At 61.3% G+C, this 18,036-nt stretch carries 20 protein-coding genes and 1 pseudogene; 15 read left to right on the top strand and 6 right to left on the bottom strand.

Features of this window, described 5'->3' with window-relative positions:
• Positions 1-206: 206 nt before the first annotated feature.
• The 4 genes from phaC (AC07VV_RS17150) (at position 207) to AC07VV_RS17135 (ending at position 5,293) form a co-directional block, all read left to right on the top strand.
• A complete protein-coding gene (phaC, locus tag AC07VV_RS17150; RefSeq protein WP_495036895.1) occupies positions 207-1,886 on the top strand; it encodes a class II poly(R)-hydroxyalkanoic acid synthase in 1,680 nt (559 codons plus the stop codon).
• A gap of 68 nt (positions 1,887-1,954) precedes the next feature.
• Positions 1,955-2,809, top strand: coding sequence for a poly(3-hydroxyalkanoate) depolymerase (gene phaZ / locus AC07VV_RS17145; RefSeq protein WP_085732561.1), 855 nt, complete (start codon positions 1,955-1,957; stop codon positions 2,807-2,809).
• A 150-nt stretch (positions 2,810-2,959) separates the two neighbouring features.
• Positions 2,960-4,642 carry a class II poly(R)-hydroxyalkanoic acid synthase gene (gene phaC / locus AC07VV_RS17140; RefSeq protein WP_495036894.1) on the top strand — a complete coding sequence of 561 codons (1,683 nt, stop codon included), beginning with the start codon at positions 2,960-2,962 and terminating at the stop codon, positions 4,640-4,642.
• Between the two features lie 30 nt (positions 4,643-4,672).
• A complete protein-coding gene (locus tag AC07VV_RS17135) occupies positions 4,673-5,293 on the top strand; it encodes a TetR/AcrR family transcriptional regulator (RefSeq protein ID WP_096819930.1) in 621 nt (206 codons plus the stop codon).
• A gap of 58 nt (positions 5,294-5,351) precedes the next feature.
• Here AC07VV_RS17135 and AC07VV_RS17130 read toward each other — a convergent pair whose 3' ends face one another.
• The 3 genes from AC07VV_RS17130 to AC07VV_RS17120 form a co-directional block, all read right to left on the bottom strand.
• Positions 5,352-6,191: a phasin family protein gene (locus AC07VV_RS17130; protein WP_273538711.1), complete on the bottom strand. Its 840-nt coding sequence runs from the start codon at positions 6,189-6,191 to the stop codon at positions 5,352-5,354.
• Between the two features lie 10 nt (positions 6,192-6,201).
• Positions 6,202-6,624 carry a phasin family protein gene (locus tag AC07VV_RS17125; RefSeq protein ID WP_096819932.1) on the bottom strand — a complete coding sequence of 141 codons (423 nt, stop codon included), beginning with the start codon at positions 6,622-6,624 and terminating at the stop codon, positions 6,202-6,204.
• A 161-nt stretch (positions 6,625-6,785) separates the two neighbouring features.
• Positions 6,786-7,061, bottom strand: a complete 276-nt coding sequence (locus AC07VV_RS17120; protein ID WP_085711042.1) for a polyhydroxyalkanoic acid system family protein — start codon at positions 7,059-7,061, stop codon at positions 6,786-6,788.
• Positions 7,062-7,226: 165 nt separating this feature from the next.
• Between AC07VV_RS17120 and ubiE the strand changes: the two genes are divergently transcribed.
• The 11 genes and pseudogenes from ubiE (at position 7,227) to AC07VV_RS17065 (ending at position 15,319) form a co-directional block, all read left to right on the top strand.
• On the top strand, positions 7,227-7,997 hold the full coding sequence (ubiE, locus tag AC07VV_RS17115) for a bifunctional demethylmenaquinone methyltransferase/2-methoxy-6-polyprenyl-1,4-benzoquinol methylase UbiE (RefSeq protein ID WP_007952418.1): 771 nt from the start codon (positions 7,227-7,229) through the stop codon (positions 7,995-7,997).
• Entirely contained in the window at positions 7,997-8,620 is a 624-nt protein-coding gene (locus AC07VV_RS17110; RefSeq protein WP_495036893.1) for a ubiquinone biosynthesis accessory factor UbiJ, read from the top strand. The genes ubiE and AC07VV_RS17110 overlap by 1 nt, the downstream gene beginning before the upstream one ends.
• Positions 8,617-10,221, top strand: coding sequence for a ubiquinone biosynthesis regulatory protein kinase UbiB (gene ubiB / locus AC07VV_RS17105; RefSeq protein ID WP_495036892.1), 1,605 nt, complete (start codon positions 8,617-8,619; stop codon positions 10,219-10,221). Before AC07VV_RS17110 ends, ubiB begins: the two co-directional genes overlap by 4 nt.
• An 80-nt stretch (positions 10,222-10,301) precedes the next feature.
• Complete coding sequence (gene hisI, locus AC07VV_RS17100) at positions 10,302-10,703, top strand: phosphoribosyl-AMP cyclohydrolase (RefSeq protein WP_007909357.1); 402 nt, start codon at positions 10,302-10,304, stop codon at positions 10,701-10,703.
• Positions 10,696-11,028, top strand: a complete 333-nt coding sequence (locus AC07VV_RS17095; protein ID WP_007952422.1) for a phosphoribosyl-ATP diphosphatase — start codon at positions 10,696-10,698, stop codon at positions 11,026-11,028. The genes hisI and AC07VV_RS17095 overlap by 8 nt, the downstream gene beginning before the upstream one ends.
• 25 nt (positions 11,029-11,053) lie before the next feature.
• On the top strand, positions 11,054-11,332 hold the full coding sequence (locus AC07VV_RS17090) for a twin-arginine translocase TatA/TatE family subunit (RefSeq protein WP_007952423.1): 279 nt from the start codon (positions 11,054-11,056) through the stop codon (positions 11,330-11,332).
• 10 nt (positions 11,333-11,342) lie between these two features.
• Entirely contained in the window at positions 11,343-11,807 is a 465-nt protein-coding gene (gene tatB, locus AC07VV_RS17085; protein ID WP_495036891.1) for a Sec-independent protein translocase protein TatB, read from the top strand.
• Complete coding sequence (gene tatC, locus AC07VV_RS17080) at positions 11,804-12,592, top strand: twin-arginine translocase subunit TatC (RefSeq protein ID WP_493071414.1); 789 nt, start codon at positions 11,804-11,806, stop codon at positions 12,590-12,592. Before tatB ends, tatC begins: the two co-directional genes overlap by 4 nt.
• Positions 12,589-13,296 carry a 16S rRNA (uracil(1498)-N(3))-methyltransferase gene (locus AC07VV_RS17075; RefSeq protein WP_493071416.1) on the top strand — a complete coding sequence of 236 codons (708 nt, stop codon included), beginning with the start codon at positions 12,589-12,591 and terminating at the stop codon, positions 13,294-13,296. Before tatC ends, AC07VV_RS17075 begins: the two co-directional genes overlap by 4 nt.
• A 106-nt stretch (positions 13,297-13,402) precedes the next feature.
• Positions 13,403-14,464 (top strand): annotated as a pseudogene (locus tag AC07VV_RS17070) (methyl-accepting chemotaxis protein); the annotation flags it as partial.
• Complete coding sequence (locus AC07VV_RS17065; RefSeq protein WP_371858587.1) at positions 14,447-15,319, top strand: methyl-accepting chemotaxis protein; 873 nt, start codon at positions 14,447-14,449, stop codon at positions 15,317-15,319. The pseudogene AC07VV_RS17070 and the gene AC07VV_RS17065, both read left to right, overlap by 18 nt.
• A 52-nt stretch (positions 15,320-15,371) precedes the next feature.
• Here AC07VV_RS17065 and AC07VV_RS17060 read toward each other — a convergent pair whose 3' ends face one another.
• The 3 genes from AC07VV_RS17060 to AC07VV_RS17050 all read right to left on the bottom strand — a co-directional run bounded on the left by AC07VV_RS17060 (position 15,372) and on the right by AC07VV_RS17050 (position 18,012).
• Positions 15,372-16,106, bottom strand: coding sequence for an amino acid ABC transporter ATP-binding protein (locus tag AC07VV_RS17060; protein WP_457382708.1), 735 nt, complete (start codon positions 16,104-16,106; stop codon positions 15,372-15,374).
• A complete protein-coding gene (locus tag AC07VV_RS17055; protein WP_249482686.1) occupies positions 16,099-17,058 on the bottom strand; it encodes an amino acid ABC transporter permease in 960 nt (319 codons plus the stop codon). Before AC07VV_RS17055 ends, AC07VV_RS17060 begins: the two co-directional genes overlap by 8 nt.
• A 156-nt stretch (positions 17,059-17,214) precedes the next feature.
• Positions 17,215-18,012, bottom strand: a complete 798-nt coding sequence (locus tag AC07VV_RS17050; RefSeq protein ID WP_085711037.1) for a transporter substrate-binding domain-containing protein — start codon at positions 18,010-18,012, stop codon at positions 17,215-17,217.
• Between the last annotated feature and the right edge of the window lie 24 nt (positions 18,013-18,036).

The following is an 18,036-nucleotide window of genomic DNA, read 5'->3' as shown; positions in this document are numbered from 1 at the left end:
CTCCGCTAAAGCGGCCCGGGATCGGCTGCTTGCGAAAAAAATTAAACTCGGGTAACCAATGGAGCTGGCAAGTTCCCTGCAGTGCTCTACGACTGTAAAGCAGCTATGCAGAATCAACGGTCACCCGAGCAGTAGTACCTGGCATTGGCTGTGGAACTGCACAGCAGAAAACCGGGTACTCGTCTCAGGACAATGGAGCGTCGTAGATGAGTAACAAGAATAACGATGATTTGAAGTACCAAGCCTCGGAAAACACCCTGGGGCTGAATCCTGTCGTTGGGCTTCGCGGAAAGGATCTGCTGGCCTCTGCTCGAATGGTGCTGACCCAGGCCATCAAACAACCGATCCATAGCGTCAAACACGTCACTCATTTCGGCCTCGAATTGAAGAACGTGCTGTTCGGCAAATCAGAACTGCAACCGGCTGGCGATGACCGTCGCTTTGCCGATCCGGCGTGGAGTCAGAACCCGCTGTACAAACGTTACCTGCAAACCTACCTGGCATGGCGCAAGGAACTCCATGCCTGGATCGACGACAGCAGCCTCTCGCCCAAGGACATTGCGCGCGGCCACTTCGTGATCAACCTGATGACCGAAGCCATGGCGCCGACCAACACGGCGGCCAACCCGGCGGCGGTCAAACGTTTCTTCGAGACCGGCGGCAAAAGCCTGCTCGACGGCCTCTCGCATCTGGCCAAGGATCTGGTACACAACGGCGGCATGCCGAGCCAGGTCAACATGGGCGCGTTCGAGGTCGGCAAGACCCTGGGCGTGACCGAAGGCGCGGTGGTGTTTCGCAACGACGTGCTGGAGCTGATCCAGTACAAACCGATCACCGAGCAAGTGCACGAGCGACCGCTGCTGGTGGTGCCGCCGCAGATCAACAAGTTCTATGTATTCGACCTGAGCCCGGACAAGAGCCTGGCGCGTTTCTGCCTGCGCAACAATGTGCAGACCTTCATCGTCAGCTGGCGCAACCCGACCAAGGAACAGCGCGAGTGGGGCCTTTCGACCTACATCGAAGCCCTCAAGGAAGCGGTCGACGTGGTTACCGCGATCACCGGCAGCAAGGACGTCAACATGCTCGGCGCCTGCTCCGGCGGCATCACCTGCACCGCCCTGCTCGGCCATTACGCGGCGATCGGCGAGAACAAGGTCAACGCCCTGACCCTGCTGGTCAGCGTGCTCGATACCACCCTGGACAGCGACGTCGCCCTGTTCGTCGACGAGCAGACCCTGGAGACCGCCAAGCGCCATTCGTATCAGGCCGGCGTGCTGGAAGGCAAAGACATGGCCAAGGTCTTCGCCTGGATGCGCCCGAATGACCTGATCTGGAACTACTGGGTCAACAACTACCTGCTCGGCAACGAGCCGCCGGTGTTCGACATCCTGTTCTGGAACAACGACACCACCCGGTTGCCGGCCGCGTTCCACGGCGACCTGATCGAGATGTTCAAAAACAACCCACTGATCCGCCCCGATGCACTGGAAGTGTGCGGCACGCCGATCGACCTCAAGCAGGTGACCGCCGACATCTTCTCGCTGGCCGGCACCAACGACCACATCACCCCGTGGAAGTCCTGCTACAAGTCGGCGCAGCTGTTTGGCGGCAAGGTGGAATTCGTGCTGTCGAGCAGCGGGCATATCCAGAGCATTCTGAACCCGCCGGGCAACCCGAAATCGCGCTACATGACCAGCGACGAAATGACCGCCAATGCCGATGACTGGCAGGAAAACTCGACCAAGCATGCCGATTCCTGGTGGCTGCACTGGCAGGCGTGGCAAGCGGCGCGTTCGGGCGAGCTGAAAAAGGCACCGACGAAACTGGGCAACAAAGCGTATCCGGCAGGCGAAGCATCGCCGGGCACTTACGTACACGAGCGGTAACCGATACACCTCACTCCCTCCGGGGAGTGAGGTGAACACTGAGATTGCGACCCACAGGGCCTTGAAGCATGCCGCAACCGTTCATCTTTCGTACTGTCGAGCTGGATGGCCAGACCATCCGCACGGCGGTTCGCCCCGGCAAGCCTCACTTGACGCCCTTGCTGATTTTCAACGGCATCGGCGCCAACCTGGAGCTGGTGTTTCCTTTTGTCGCGGCGCTGGATCCGGACCTGGAAGTGATCGCCTTCGACGTGCCCGGTGTCGGTGGTTCTTCGACGCCGAGACGACCGTATCGCTTTCCGGGACTGGCGAAACTCACTGCACGGATGCTCGACTACCTCGACTACGGACAGGTCAACGTGATCGGCGTGTCCTGGGGTGGTGCGCTGGCGCAACAGTTCGCCTATGACTATCCCGAGCGCTGCAAGAAGCTGGTACTGGCAGCGACGGCGGCGGGCGCGGTGATGGTGCCGGGCAAGCCGAAGGTGCTGTGGATGATGGCCAGTCCACGGCGCTACATCCAGCCGTCCCATGTGATCCGCATCGCCCCGATGATCTACGGCGGCTCGTTCCGCCGCGACCCGACACTCGCCGCCAGCCATGCGGCCAAGGTGCGTTCGGCGGGCAAGCTCGGCTACTACTGGCAACTGTTCGCGGGCCTTGGCTGGACCAGCATTCACTGGCTGCACAAGATCCATCAGCCGACCCTGGTGCTGGCCGGTGACGACGATCCGCTGATCCCGCTGATCAACATGCGCATGCTGGCCTGGCGGATTCCCAACGCCCAGTTGCACATCATCGATGACGGTCATCTGTTCCTGATCACCCGGGCCGAAGCCGTGGCGCCGATCATCATGAAGTTCCTCCAGGAGGAACGTCTTCGTGCAGTGATGCACCCCCACCCGACACCGCTGGGCGGATAACCGGCCCGGTCCGGCTTTCTGGACAGCTCCTTGCAGAGCCTTTTCAAAGTGCGTGGCAGGACGCCGCGCAGGCAACAACCCGCAACAGCGTCTATGGTGTTCTGGTTCGGTGTGTTTGTTTTTGACCTGAAGACGAAGGAGTGTTGAGTCATGCGCGACAAACCAGCGACGGGCGTAGTGCCTAGTCCTGCCGTTTTCATCAATGCACAAAGTGCAATGACCGGCCTGCGTGGCCGCGACCTGATTTCGACGTTGCGCAGCGTAGCCGCCCACGGCCTGCGCAACCCGATTCACAGCGCGAGGCACGCGTTGAAACTCGGCGGCGCGCTCGGACGCGTGCTGCTCGGCGAAACCCTGCACCCGACCAACCCCAATGACAGCCGCTTCGCCGACCCGGCCTGGAGCCTCAACCCGTTCTACCGCCGGAGCCTGCAGGCTTATCTGAGCTGGCAGAAACAGGTCAAGAGCTGGATCGACGACAGCAGCATGAGCGATGACGATCGCGCCCGTGCGCACTTCGCTTTTTCCCTGATCAACGACGCCGTTTCGCCCTCCAACACACTGCTCAATCCGCTGGCGATCAAGGAGCTGTTCAACTCCGGCGGCCACAGCCTGGTGCGCGGGCTGAGCCATCTGTTCGATGATCTGTTGCACAACGATGGCCTGCCGCGCCAGGTGACCAAGCAGGCTTTCGAAGTCGGCAAGACCGTCGCCACCACCACCGGCTCGGTGGTGTTTCGCAACGAAATGCTCGAGCTGATCCAGTACAAGCCGATGAGCGAAAAGCAGTATTCGAAACCGCTGCTGGTGGTGCCGCCACAAATCAACAAGTACTACATTTTCGACCTGAGCCCGAACAACAGCTTCGTCCAGTACGCCCTGAAGAACGGCTTGCAGACCTTCATGATCAGCTGGCGCAACCCGGATGTGCGCCATCGTGAATGGGGGCTGTCGACCTACGTCGAAGCCGTGGAAGAAGCGATGAACATCTGCCGGGCGATCACCGGCGCCCGCGAAGTCAACCTGATGGGCGCCTGCGCCGGGGGGCTGACGATCGCCGCGTTGCAGGGGCACTTGCAGGCCAAGCGGCAACTGCGGCGGGTCTCCAGCGCGACCTATCTGGTGAGCCTGCTCGACAGCCAGATCGACTCTCCGGCGACGCTGTTTGCCGATGAACAGACCCTCGAAGCGGCCAAGCGCCGCTCCTATCAGAAAGGCGTGCTGGACGGTCGCGACATGGCCAAGGTGTTCGCCTGGATGCGTCCCAACGATCTGATCTGGAGCTACTTCGTCAACAACTACCTGCTGGGCAAGGAGCCGCCGGCGTTCGACATCCTCTACTGGAACAACGACAGCACCCGTCTGCCCGCTGCATTTCATGGCGATCTGCTGGACTTCTTCAAGCACAACCCGCTGATTCATTCGGGCGGCCTGGAAGTCTGCGGCACGCCGATCGACCTGCAGAAAGTCACGGTCGACAGTTTCAGCGTGGCCGGCATGAACGACCACATCACGCCATGGGACGCGGTGTATCGCTCGACCTTGCTGCTCGGTGGCGAGCGGCGTTTCGTGCTGTCCAACAGCGGCCATGTGCAGAGCATTCTCAACCCGCCGAGCAACCCCAAGGCCAACTACGTCGAAAACGGCAAGATGAGCAGCGACCCGCGCGCCTGGTACTACGACGCGAAAAAAGTCGACGGCAGCTGGTGGCCGCAGTGGCTGGAATGGGTTCAGCAGCGCTCCGGCACCCTGCGCGAAACCCAGATGGCCCTCGGCAACGCGAACTATCCACCGATGGAGGCGGCGCCCGGCACTTACGTGCGTGTGCGCTGACCGGCCCCAACCGCCCTTTAAGAAGACTGGATGAAAACAAGCGAACGGATCCTCGAATGTGCCCTGCAGTTGTTCAACGAAAAGGGCGAGCCGAACGTCTCCACCATGGAGGTTGCCAATGAAATGGGGATCAGCCCCGGCAACCTCTACTACCACTTTCACGGCAAGGAGCCGCTGATTCTCGGGTTGTTCGAGCGCTTCCAGAACGAACTGGCTCCGCTGCTCGACCCGCCTGCGGATGTAGAGCTGGCGCCGGGGGATTACTGGCTGTTCCTGCACTTGATCGTCGAGCGCCTGGCGCAGTACCGGTTCCTGTTCCAGGACCTGTCGAACCTGGCCGGACGGCTGCCGAAGCTGGCCAAGGGCATTCGCAACTTTCTCAACGTCCTGAAGCGCACGCTGGCGTCATTGCTGGCGCGATTGAAGGCGTCCGGGCAGTTGGTCAGTGATACCCAGGCGCTGGGGCAACTGGTCGAGCAGATCACCATGACCTTGCTGTTCTCGCTGGACTATCAGCGGATTCTCGATCGCGAGGGGGAAGTGCGGCTGGTGGTGTACCAGATCATGATGCTGGTGGCGCCGCACCTGTTGCCGCCGGTGAAGGTGGCGACGGAGAGAATGGCTCTGCAATACCTCGAAGATCACGAGTGACCGACCAAACAAAAACGCCCGACCTTCACAGGCCGGGCGTTTTCTTGAGCCCTGAAAATCAGGACTGACTGGTCGGCGTCGACGGGGTCGATGCAACAGTCGGAGCAGGCGCCGGGGTTGGAGCCGAGGCGGAGTTCGACGTGCTTGCCAGTGCTGCCGGTGTGGTCACCGGTTTCGGCGCAGCGGCTTTCGGCGCGGCCGGTTTTTTCACTGCTGGTTTTTTCGCCGCAGCCGGTTTGGCGGCAGGCTTGGCAGCGGGTTTGGCGGCAGCGGTTTTCGCTGCTGGCTTGGCCGCTGGTTTTGCAGCAGGTTTCGCGGCGGCCTTGGCGGCAACCGGTTTGGCCGCGGCTTTCGCTGCGGGCTTGGCGGCTGCGGTTTTGGCCGCTGGTTTAGCTGCTGGTTTGGCGGCAGCCTTGGCCAATGGCTTGGCAGCAGGTTTTGCCGCCGGTTTGGCTGCTGCGGTTTTGGCCGCCACAGGTTGGGTTTTCAGGCCGGTGAGCTTTTCAATCTGCTTGGTCAGGGTATCGACCTTCTTGTGCAGATCCTTCACCTCGTTGCGGCTCGGTACGCCCAGGCGCGAAATCGCACTGTTCAGGCGCTTGTCGAAAGCCCCTTCCAGTTGATCCCACGTGCCCAGCGCGCGATCTTTCACGCCGCTGATACGCGATTTGGCCGAGTTTGCAGAATCCTTGGCAGCATCGACTGTCTTGCCGACTGCAGCCTTGGTGAGCTTCTCGGCTTTCTCGCCGTCTTTGACCAATGTATCGAAGAGCTTGCTGCCGTCAGTGTCGATCTTCGAGTACACGCCTAAACCAGCCAGCCAGATCTTGCGGGAGTAGTCTTCGACTTTCCCGATCCACGAGCTGCCTTCTTTATCGGTGTTCTTTTTACCAGCCATCCCGTTCTCCTTAAGATTTACGCGCGACGCGTTCGAGCAATGCCGTCAGCTCATCGAGCTTAGCAGAGAGTGCCTCAACGTCATGTTTAGACGGAATGCCGATACGATTCAAGGCACTGGCGACACGCGTGTCGAACGCCTTCTCGACCTTGTCGAGCTGAACTTCGACGCGGCCTTTGAAAGAGCTGACTTCGCTCTTGGCTTCGTCGATCTCGGCATTGGCCGCTTCGAGTTTTTCGGTGACGACTTTTTTGCCTTTCTTTTCAACAGTTTGACCAGCCTTGATCAACTCCTGAAAGTACTCGCTGCCCTCCTGACCGACCTTGGTGTAGGCACCCAGGCCTGCCAGCCAGATCTTGCGGGCATAGGATTTGACGTCGCTCAGAGCAGAAGTCGAGGCGTCGATTTTTTTCTTCAAAATAACTTTGGCCATGGTGCACCTCACGCGCAGAAGGTTTGAGGAACTGCCCGGACGTGTGTCGGGCTCAGGCACAAAGTAGGGAGAAAAATTAGAAACGGCACCCTAACAACTGACATAAAAGGCAGGTGCACCACAAAGAAAAAGAGGAGCCCGAAGCTCCCCCTCTGTTCTGTTCAGACCAGCGCCTTGTCCAGCGCCTTCTCGATCTCGGCTTTGATCATGCCGCTCATGGCCGACATCATCAGGCCCAGTTCCACGTCGACCCGGATCGAGTCCTCGGCCACATGCACCGCGCCTTTCACGCCCGAACGCTTGAGGTTCAGGGTGTCACCCGCCCACTGCGGCTCCAGGCCATACTGATCGGACAGTTTCTGCGCCAGCTTGTCGGCTTTCTCGCGGGCAACTTCCTTGCCCAGGCTGTGGGCACGCTCAACACTGATATGGGCCATTGAATGACTCCTGCTTTTTGAATGGGGCTATGAATGCCTGCAACGAATCTTGACCGCCACTGCGGCAAATCGTCCCGAAGGTTGCCCATCTTACCTTTAGCCATTCCAAGACAAAGCATGGCTTGGGGATTAGAATGTCGCGCATTCTCTTTTGGTGACAGCGATATGACTGATCAGCGCAAAGGCAGCGATGCCGAACCCACCACTCACTTCGGCTTCAAAAACGTTCCGGAAAGCCAGAAAGCGGAAAAAGTCGCTGAGGTGTTCCACTCCGTAGCCGCCAAGTACGACCTGATGAACGACCTTCTGTCGGGCGGCATGCACCGTCTGTGGAAGCGCTTCGCAATCGAATTGTCGGGCGTGCGCGCCGGCAACCGCGTGCTGGACATCGCCGGCGGCACGGGCGACCTGACCAAGAAATTCTCGCACCTGGTCGGCCCGACCGGTCAGGTGGTTCTCGCGGACATCAACGAATCCATGCTCAAGGTCGGTCGTGACCGCCTGCTGGATGTCGGCGTGTCGGGCAACGTCGAATTCGTCCAGGCGGACGCTGAAAAACTGCCGTTCCCGGACAACCATTTCGACTGCGTGACCATCGCCTTCGGCCTGCGCAACGTGACGCACAAGGAAGACGCCCTGCGATCCATGCTGCGCGTACTCAAGCCCGGCGGCCGCCTGCTGGTGCTGGAGTTCTCCAAGCCGACCAACGCGCTGATGTCCAAGGCCTACGACGCCTACTCGTTCGCCTTCATGCCGCTGATGGGCAAGCTGATCACCAACGACTCGGAAAGCTATCGCTACCTGGCTGAATCGATCCGCATGCACCCGAATCAGGAAACCCTGAAGTCGATGATGGTCGACGCCGGTTTCGACCGCGTGACCTATCACAACATGACCGCAGGCATCGTCGCCCTGCACCGTGGCATCAAACCCTGATGCTGCTGACCGGGCTGCTCGCCAGCGTCGAACTCGGCCTGAACCGGGTGCTGCGTCTCGACAGCACGGCGCTGCCGCGACTGGCGCATCTGACCGGCAAGGTGATTGCCGTGGATTGCCGCAGCCCGGCGCTGCAACTGTTCATCCTGCCGAGCGATGAAGGCCTGATGCTGGCGTCCCACTGGGAAACCGGCGTCGACTGCACCCTGCGCGCCCCGGCTTCGAGCCTGGTGAAACTGGCCCTGAGCAAGGACAAGACCGGGGTGCTGCACGCACCGGAAGTCGAACTCGACGGCGACAGCGGCGTGCTGCTGGAACTGGCGGGCGTGCTGCAGGACCTTGAGCTGGACTGGGAGTACGAACTCTCGCGCTGGCTGGGCCCGGTCGCCACGCAACTGGTCGGCGGTCACCTGCGCAGCCGCGCCCGCTGGTATCAACAAGGATTTGCCAGCCTCAACCAGAACCTCGCCGAATACCTGGCCGAAGAATCGCGCACCCTCGTCGGGCAGCGCGAAGCCGAAGCCCGTTTCAGCGAACTGGACCGGATCAAACTCGATCTGGAACGTCTCGAGGCGCGCTTCGAGCGCCTTTCCCGATCCCTCGACCCAAGCGATAACGCATGAAGCTGCTCGCCGTCCGCCGTCTGTTGCGCATCCAGCGCGTCGTGATCCGCTACCGCCTCGATGACCTGCTGTTCGATCTGCCATTGCCGTGGTTCCTGCTGGCGCTGCGCTACGCCTTGCCGTGGCGCTGGTTCCCGCGCAAGCCGCTGGACCTGAGCCGTGGTGCACGCCTGCGCCTGGCGTTGCAGGACCTGGGGCCGATCTTCATCAAGTTCGGGCAGATCCTTTCGACCCGCCGCGACCTGCTGCCGGAAGACATCGCCGATGAGCTGATGCGGTTGCAGGACCGCGTACCGCCGTTCGATTCGCAGCTGTCGGTCAAGCTGATCGAAGAACAGCTGGGCAAGAAGATCAGCGAGGTGTTCAGCCGCTTCGACGTCGAACCGCTGGCCTCGGCCTCGGTCGCGCAAGTGCACGCCGCACAGTTGAAGACCGGCGAAGAAGTGGTGGTCAAGGTGATCCGCCCGGGCCTGAAGCCGATCATCGCGCAGGATCTGGCGTGGCTGTTCATCCTCGCCCGCGCTGCCGAAAAGGTCTCCGCCGACGCCCGCCTGCTGCACCCGGTGGAAGTGGTCAGCGACTACGAAAAAACCATCTATGACGAACTCGACCTGTTGCGCGAGGCGGCCAACGCCAGCCAGTTGAAGCGTAACTTCGAAGGTTCGCCGCTGCTCTACGTGCCGCAGGTCTATTGGGACTGGTGCCGGCCGAAAGTGCTGGTGATGGAGCGTATCTACGGGATTCAGGTGACGGATCTGGCGACCCTCGCCGACCAGCGCACCGACATGAAAATGCTTGCCGAGCGCGGCGTGGAGATCTTCTTCACCCAAGTGTTCCGCGACAGTTTCTTCCACGCCGACATGCACCCGGGCAACATCTTCGTCAGCACCGTCAACCCGTGGAGCCCGCAGTACATCGCGATCGACTGCGGCATCGTCGGCAGCCTGACCCCGGAAGACCAGGACTATCTGGCGCGCAACCTGTTCGCCTTCTTCAAGCGCGACTACCGTCGTGTGGCGCAATTGCACATCGATTCGGGCTGGGTGCCGGCGGAAACCAAGCTCAACGAGTTCGAAGCGGCGATCCGCACCGTGTGCGAGCCGATCTTCGAAAAACCGTTAAAAGATATTTCATTTGGCCAGGTGCTGATGCGCCTGTTCCAGACCGCGCGCCGCTTCAACATGGAAGTGCAGCCGCAACTCGTTTTGCTGCAAAAGACCTTGCTGAACATCGAAGGCCTGGGCCGTCAGCTGTACCCGGACCTGGATCTGTGGAACACCGCGCAACCGTTCCTCGAACGCTGGATGCGCGAGCGCGTCAGCCCGAAAGCCTTGATCGGCAACGTCCAGAGCCAGTTCGAACAACTGCCGCACCTGGCCAACATGGCCCGCGACCTGCTCGAACGCATGTCCCAGCCCCACGCCAACGATCCACCGCCGCCGTGGCACAAACGCAAGGACGACTGGTTCCTGCGCCTGCTCGGCAGTGCCCATCTGGCGGGCGGCACGATCCTCGCCGCCGGTGGCCCGTTGCACGAACTGGGGCATTGGCCCGCCGGGATCATGGTGGCAGTCGGCTTGTATCTGGTCGTTCGCCGATAGCCAGTTCCGCGATCGGCTGGCACACTGTTTCAACGCCTGAACCCGACTATTGAAGTGTGGGTTCGCTGTCGGAGTCGAAGATGAAAAACTGGCTGGACGAGATCAAGTGGGACGCCGATGGCCTGGTGCCGGCGATTGCCCAGGATCACAAGACCGGACGCGTGCTGATGATGGCCTGGATGAACCGCGAAGCCCTGGAGCTGACCGCCGCGGAAAACCGTGCAATCTACTGGTCACGTTCCCGTGGCAAGCTGTGGCGCAAGGGCGAAGAGTCCGGCCATGTGCAGACCCTGCATGAAATGCGCCTGGACTGCGACGCCGACGTGATCATCCTGATGGTCGAACAGATTGGCGACATCGCTTGCCATACCGGCCGTCAGAGCTGCTTCTACCGCGTCTTCGAAAACGGCGACTGGAAAACGGTCGACCCGGTCTTGAAAGACCCGCACGCAATCTATTCCGCAGGACACAAACATGAGTGACACCCTGACCCGCCTCGCTCAGGTGCTTGAAGAGCGCAAGGGCGCTGCTGCCGACAGCTCGTATGTAGCCAGTCTGTATCACAAGGGCTTGAACAAGATTCTGGAAAAGGTCGGCGAAGAATCGGTCGAAACGATCATTGCCGCCAAGGACGCCGCCGTCAGTGGCGACTGCAGCGACGTGATCTATGAGACCGCCGACCTGTGGTTTCACAGCATGGTCATGCTCGCCCAACTGGGGCAGCATCCGCAGGCTGTACTCGACGAGCTGGATCGTCGCTTCGGTCTGTCCGGACACGTCGAGAAAGCCTCGCGTCCGTCCGCCTGAACAACTATTAGAGAGGAACAGCAACATGGGCATTTTTGACTGGAAACACTGGATCGTCATTCTGGTTGTCGTGGTGTTGGTGTTCGGCACCAAGAAACTGAAAAACCTTGGCACCGACGTCGGCGAATCGATCAAGGGCTTCCGTAAAGCCATGAACGACGACGAGAAGCCGGCCGATCCGACCGTCACGCCTGCGCAACCGGTGCCACCGGTTCAACCGCAAGCCACCGCTCAGGCCAACCCGCCGCACACCATCGACGTGCAGGCGCAGAAAGTCGAAGAGCCGATCCGCAAAGACGTGTGAGCACTGACTAATGTTTGGTATCAGCTTCTCTGAACTGCTGCTCGTCGGCCTCGTTGCCCTGCTGGTGCTGGGCCCCGAGCGTTTGCCGGGCGCTGCACGCACCGCTGGCCTGTGGGTCGGGCGACTGAAGCGCAGCTTCAACGCGATCAAACAGGAAGTTGAACGTGAAATCGGTGCCGACGAAATCCGTCGGCAACTGCACAACGAACACATTCTGTCGCTGGAGCAGGAGGCGCGGAAGATTTTCACGCCGACCCAGCAAGAGCCGACACCAGTGCCGCCGATTGCAGAGCAGACGCCAGTGGCTCCCGTTGCGGAGCAAACGATTCATGCGCCGACAGCGAGCGTCGAACACGTTTCTGCCACAGCCGCTGAGGCTGCACCGGTGATGAGGCCGATTGAACCTGTTGCTCCAGCCGCTGCGCCAGCCACACCGGCGCCCCAAGACACCACTTTGCCGCCGCGAGCCCCATGAGCGATCTCCCCGAAAACGACCAGCACATGCCGCTGGTTTCGCACCTCACCGAGTTGCGCACCCGCCTGCTGCGCTGCGTCGCGGCGATCTTCATCATCTTCGCCGGGCTGTTCGCCTTTACCCAGCAGATCTACACCTTCGTCTCGACGCCGCTGCGCAGTTACTTGCCGGCCGGCGCGACGATGATCGCCACCGACGTGTCGTCGCCGTTCCTGACGCCGCTGAAGCTGACGATGATGGTGTCGCTGTTCCTCGCGATCCCGGTGATCCTGCACCAGATCTGGGGTTTCATCGCGCCGGGCCTGTACAAGCACGAGAAACGTGTCGCAGTGCCGTTGCTGATCTCCAGCATCCTGCTGTTCTACACCGGTATGGCATTCGCCTATTACTTCGTGTTCCCGCTGATCTTCAAGTTCTTCGCCTCGGCCACCCCGGCCGGCGTGGAAATGATGACCGACATCACCAGCTACCTCGATTTCGTCATGACGCTGTTCTTTGCCTTCGGCGTGGCGTTTGAAATCCCGGTGGCCGTGGTGCTGCTGGTGTGGATCGGCGTGGTCGACGTCAAATACCTGAAGAAGATCCGCCCGTACGTGATCATCGGCTGCTTCGTGGTCGGCATGATCCTGACCCCGCCGGACATCTTCTCCCAGACCCTGCTGGCCGTGCCGATGTGGATGCTGTTCGAAGTCGGCATCCTGTTCGGCAGCCTGGTCAGCAAGCGCGAGCGACCGGACGAAACCGTCGACGACCACAACGACCAGCCGCCAGCGACGCAGCCATGAACCTGCTGTTGCTCGAAGAGGCCGATTTCATTGCGGCCGACCGCGTCGTGCTGCGTGATCGACGCCTGACCCACATGCAGGAAGTCCACCGCTCGGAAGTCGGCGACAGCCTGCGGGTCGGACGCATCAACGGGTTGATGGGCTCTGCCGAGCTGCTGCGCCTGGAAGCGGGCGAAGCCGAACTGCGGGTCACCCTCGATCAGCCACCGCCGGCCAAGCTGCCGCTGACCCTGGTACTCGCCCTGCCACGCCCGAAGATGCTGCGTCGGGTGTTCCAGACCGTGGCGACCATGGGTGTATCGAAGGTGATTCTGGTCAACAGCTATCGCGTCGAGAAGAGTTTCTGGCAGACGCCGTTTCTCGAACCGGAGGCGATTCGCGAGAATCTGATCCTCGGCCTCGAACAGGCCCGCGATACCGTGCTGCCGGAAATCATCATCGAGAAGCGCTTCAAGCCGTTCGTCGAAGATCGCCTGCCGGCCATCACCGACGGCACCCTCGGCCTGGTCGGCCATCCGGGCAACTTCCCGCCCTGCCCGCGTGCCCTGAACGAACCGGTGACCCTGGCCATCGGCCCCGAGGGTGGCTGGATTCCCTACGAAATCGACCTGCTGGGCAAATCCGGCCTGCAACCGGTGCAACTCGGCGATCGCATCCTGCGGGTCGAAACCGCCGTCACTGCCCTGCTCGCCCGCCTGTTCTGAACCGCTCTGGCGCCCTTCGGCGCCAGACAAATTGCGTTACAGATTGCCATCACTCAGCCGATACAGTCTCCATAAGTCCAATTAGTGGTCCGAGGGGAGTCGTCGCATGTACCGTTGGTTAGCCGAGAATCTTGGAAACGTCAGCGTCAAACGCAAGCTGGGCATCGGTTTCGGCCTGGTGTTGCTGCTGACCCTGTTGATCACCTTCACCGGCTGGACCGGCATGAGCGGCATCATCAGCCGCGGTGACAAACTCGGTTTCATCTCCAGCCTCAACGAGCTGACCAAGGACCTGCGCCTGGCGCGTCTGGACTACGAAATGCGTCGTGGCGAACAAGGCCCGGGCACAGTCAACGACCTGCTCGGCAAACTCGACAGTGGCCTGCAAACTGCTCGCAGCCTGATCGAACAACCATCCGACGCGGCGATGGTCGATCAGCAACTGGCCGCCGTTGCCGAATACAAGCGCGCCTTCGCCGACATGACCCAGGCCACTGCCCTGCGCGAAGACGCCCGCAGCAAACTCGGCGCCACCGCCGACAATGCCGTAGCCAAAGTCGCCGAAGTCGAGAAATCCATGCTGCAAGGCGACAGCGTTGCCCAGTTCAACGCGGTGATCGACCTCAGCAAACTGATCCAGCAGGCCCGTTTCCAGGTGCGCGGCTACACCTACAGCGCCAAGGCCGAGGCCGAACAACCGGCCCTCGACGCCATCGACAACGCCCTTAAAAACCTCGAGACCCTGCCGGCCAAATTGCCGGAACAGCATATCGCCAACCTGCAACAGGCCACCGAGTCGCTGAAAGCCTATCGCGCCGCTGTCAGCCAGTTCCGTGATTCGCAGGTTGCCAGCGCCAAGGCGCTGGCCCGCATGTCGACCCAGGGCGACCTGTTGATGGACATCAGCAAGAAACTCACCGACTCCCAGACCATCGTGCGTGACACCGATGCCGCCAGCGCCAAGAACCAGTTGCTGATCGCCACCCTGCTGGCCGTGGCCTTCGGCCTGCTAGCCGCCTGGGCGATCACCCGGCAGATCATCATTCCGCTGGAGCAAACCCTGAAAGTCGCCGAGCGTGTGGCCGCCGGTGACCTGACCCACAACCTGATCTCCCAGCGTCGCGACGAACTCGGCCAGTTGCAGCGTTCGATGCAGAGCATGACCCAAGGCCTGCGCGACTTGATCGGCGGGATCAGCGACGGCGTCACCCAGATCGCCAGCGCCGCCGAAGAACTGTCGGCCGTGACCGAGCAGACCAGCGCCGGCGTGAACAATCAGAAAGTCGAGACCGATCAGGTCGCCACCGCCATGAACGAAATGGCTGCCACCGTGCAGGAAGTCGCGCGCAACGCCGAGGAAGCTTCGGAAGCGGCCGTCGCCGCTGACCAGCAGGCCCGCGAAGGCGACAAGGTGGTCGGTGAAGCCATCGCCCAGATCGAACGCCTGGCCACTGAAGTCGGCCACTCCACCGAAGCCATGGGCGAGCTCAAGCGCGAAAGCGACAAGATCGGCAGCGTCCTCGATGTGATCAAGTCTGTGGCCCAGCAAACCAACCTGCTGGCCCTCAACGCCGCCATCGAAGCGGCCCGTGCCGGTGAAGCCGGACGAGGTTTCGCGGTGGTCGCCGACGAAGTGCGCAGCCTCGCCCAGCGCACCCAGAAGTCCACCGAAGAAATCGAAGAGCTGATCGTCGGCCTGCAGAACGGCACCCAGCAAGTGGCGACGATCATGGACAACAGCCGCACACTGACCCAGAGCAGCGTGGAGCTGACCCGCCGTGCCGGTGGTTCGCTGGAAAACATCACGCGCACCGTGTCGGCGATTCAGGCGATGAACCAGCAAATCGCAGCGGCGGCCGAGCAGCAGAGTGCCGTGGCCGAAGAGATCAACCGCAGCGTGCTGAACGTGCGGGATGTATCGGACCAGACGTCGGCGGCGAGTGAAGAGACAGCGGCCTCCAGCGTCGAGCTGGCGCGCCTGGGTACTCACCTGCAAACGTTGGTGGGACGCTTCAAGGTTTAAACCGCGCAAACAAAAATCGCAGCCAATGGCTGCGATTTTTTTTGCCCTGCGCTTAGAGAACCTGGCGCAGGAAAGCCTGGGCCCGAGGATCCTTCGGTGCATCGAAGAACTCGGCCGGCGAGGCGTCTTCCAGCAGTTTGCCGTGATCGAAGAACAGCACCCGATCCGCCACTTCCCGGGCAAAGCCCATTTCGTGGGTCACGCAGACCATGGTCATGCCTTCCACGGCAAGGTTTTTCATCACGTCCAGCACTTCACCGACCATTTCCGGATCGAGGGCCGAGGTCGGCTCATCGAACAGCATGACTTTCGGGTCCATCGCCAGCGCCCGGGCAATCGCCACGCGCTGCTGCTGACCGCCGGACAGGCGCGAAGGATATTCGCGGGCCTTCTGGGCGATGCCGACCTTTTCCAGCAACGCCAGGGCCTTGGCCTCGCTTTCCTTCTGGCCACGCTTGCGCACGACTTTCTGCGCCAGGCAGAGGTTTTCCAGCACGGTCATGTGCGGGAACAGGTTGAAATGCTGGAACACCATGCCGACTTCGCGGCGGTAGGCGTTGACGTCGGTTTTCGGGTCGGCCAGTTGCAGGCCGTCGATGCTCACCGAGCCGGAATCGAATTCCTCCAGACCATTGAGGCAGCGCAGGAAGGTCGATTTGCCGGAACCGGACGGGCCGATCACCACCAGTACTTCACCCTTGGCCACGTTGGTGCTGACGTTATCCACCGCGCGCACCACCTGCCCACGGGTGTCGAAGACTTTTACCAGATCGCGGACTTCAATCACTTTGCGCGAGCCTCCGCTCAAGCCGACTGGCGATTTTCGACAGCGGCAGGTTGATCAACAGGTACAGGCCGGCAACGCAGAACAGGATCTCGAACGGCGAGAACGAGGTGGTGATCACTTCACGACCGCTTTTCAGCAGCTCGGTAATGGCGATCACCGACACCAGCGAGGTGTCTTTCACCAGACTGATGAACTGTCCGGCCAGCGGTGGCAGCACGCGCTTGAGGGCTTGCGGCAACACCACATGACGCATCGACTGGCCAGCGCTCAGACCCAGCGAACGGGCGGCTTCGTTCTGCCCACGGGCAATCGACTGCACGCCGGAACGGATGATTTCCGCCACGTAGGCGCCGGTGAACAGCGACAGCGCGGCGATCCCGGCGAACTCCCGGGACAGGTTCATCACCGTGCCGATGAAGAAGTAGAAAATGAATATCTGCACTAGCAGCGGCGTGCCGCGCACCAGTTCGACATAGATCGTCGACAGGTCTCGCAGGGTCGGGTTGCTCGACAGTCGGCACAGCCCGGTCGCCAGACCGATCAACAGGCCCAGCACGCCGGACACCACCGACAGCCAAAGCGTCGTCCACAGGCCCCACAGCAGCGGCCCCGCCGCCCAATGTCGGGTCACGCCCACGACGTCGCCCTCGGCCACATCGTCGCCCTGGGCGAATTGCAGGCTGTTTTCGTCGACGGTCAGGTGCTGCTCGTCACCGGCATCGTTGCGCAGGGTGACTTGCGCGCTGCCGCCCTTGCGCACCAGTTCGCTGACGGTGGAAATGTCGGTGGCGCGCTGGGTTTCCTCGGCCTGATAGGCGAAGTACTGCGGCACGCGGTTCCAGCGCCATTCGTAGGACATCAGCGACGTGGCGTAATACAGCGCGCCAGCCAGGCCGATCAGCACCAGCACGGTCAGGACGTGCCAGGGCCATTGGGCTTTTTTCTGTTTCATTGAATGTTTCTCTGATTCGCTCGTTCCCACGCTCTGCGTGGGAACGCATCCTGTGACGCTCTGCGTCACGCTTGCGAAGGGACGCGGAGCGTCCCGGGCGGCATTCCCACGCGGACGGTTCGACGCCTCGACGTGGGAACGATCGGCGAGCGGGAGTTATTCCATGTCCTTGAGCCACTCGGTGCTCTTGAACCACTTGTCATGGATGCGATCGTAGGTGCCGTCTTCGTGGATCTGGTGCAGGAAGTTGTTGATGAAGTTGATGCTGTCGTAGTCACCCTTCTTCAGGCCGAAGGCCAGCGGCTCGTAGGTGAACGGCTTGTCGAGGAACACCAGTTTGCCGGCGCCGACCTTGTTCACCGCGACCACGTTGTACGGCGCGTCGTAGATGAAGGCGTCAGCCTTGCCGTTGACCACGTCGAGCACGGCTTCCTGCTCGTTGTCGTAGCCGTGGTACTTGGCCTTGGCGATCAGCTTCTTGGCGACCATTTCGCCGGTGGTGCCGAGTTTGGAGGTGATGCGGTAGTCGGCGGTGTTCAGGTCTTTGTAGGACTTGATGGTGCCTTCCAGCTCTTTGCGGATCAGCAGGGTCTGGCCGACCACGATGAACGGTTCACTGAAGTTCAGGCGCAGGTTGCGCTCCTGGGTCAGGGTCATGCCGCTGCCGATCATGTCGAACTTGTCGGTCATCAGCGCCGGGATGATCCCGTCGTAACCGGTCGAAACCAGCTCCAGCTTGACGCCCATGGCCTTGGACATGGCTTTGAGGATGTCGACTTCGAAACCGATGATCTCGCCGCGCTTGTTGGTCATCTCGAACGGCATGTAGGTCGGGTCCATGCCAACTTTCAAGGTGCCGCGCTTGACCGCGTCATCGATTGCGCCGGCCTGCGCCGCATTGACTGCAACCAGTGCCGTGACGCCGACCAGCAGCATCGACAGATACTTCTTCATCTTCAAGTCCCCAAAACCATTGCG

The organism is Pseudomonas sp. GW821-FHT02C04, from assembly GCF_059421845.1.
Note: the sequence above shows the minus strand (reverse complement) of the source record. Positions and strands in the feature narration are given on the sequence as shown.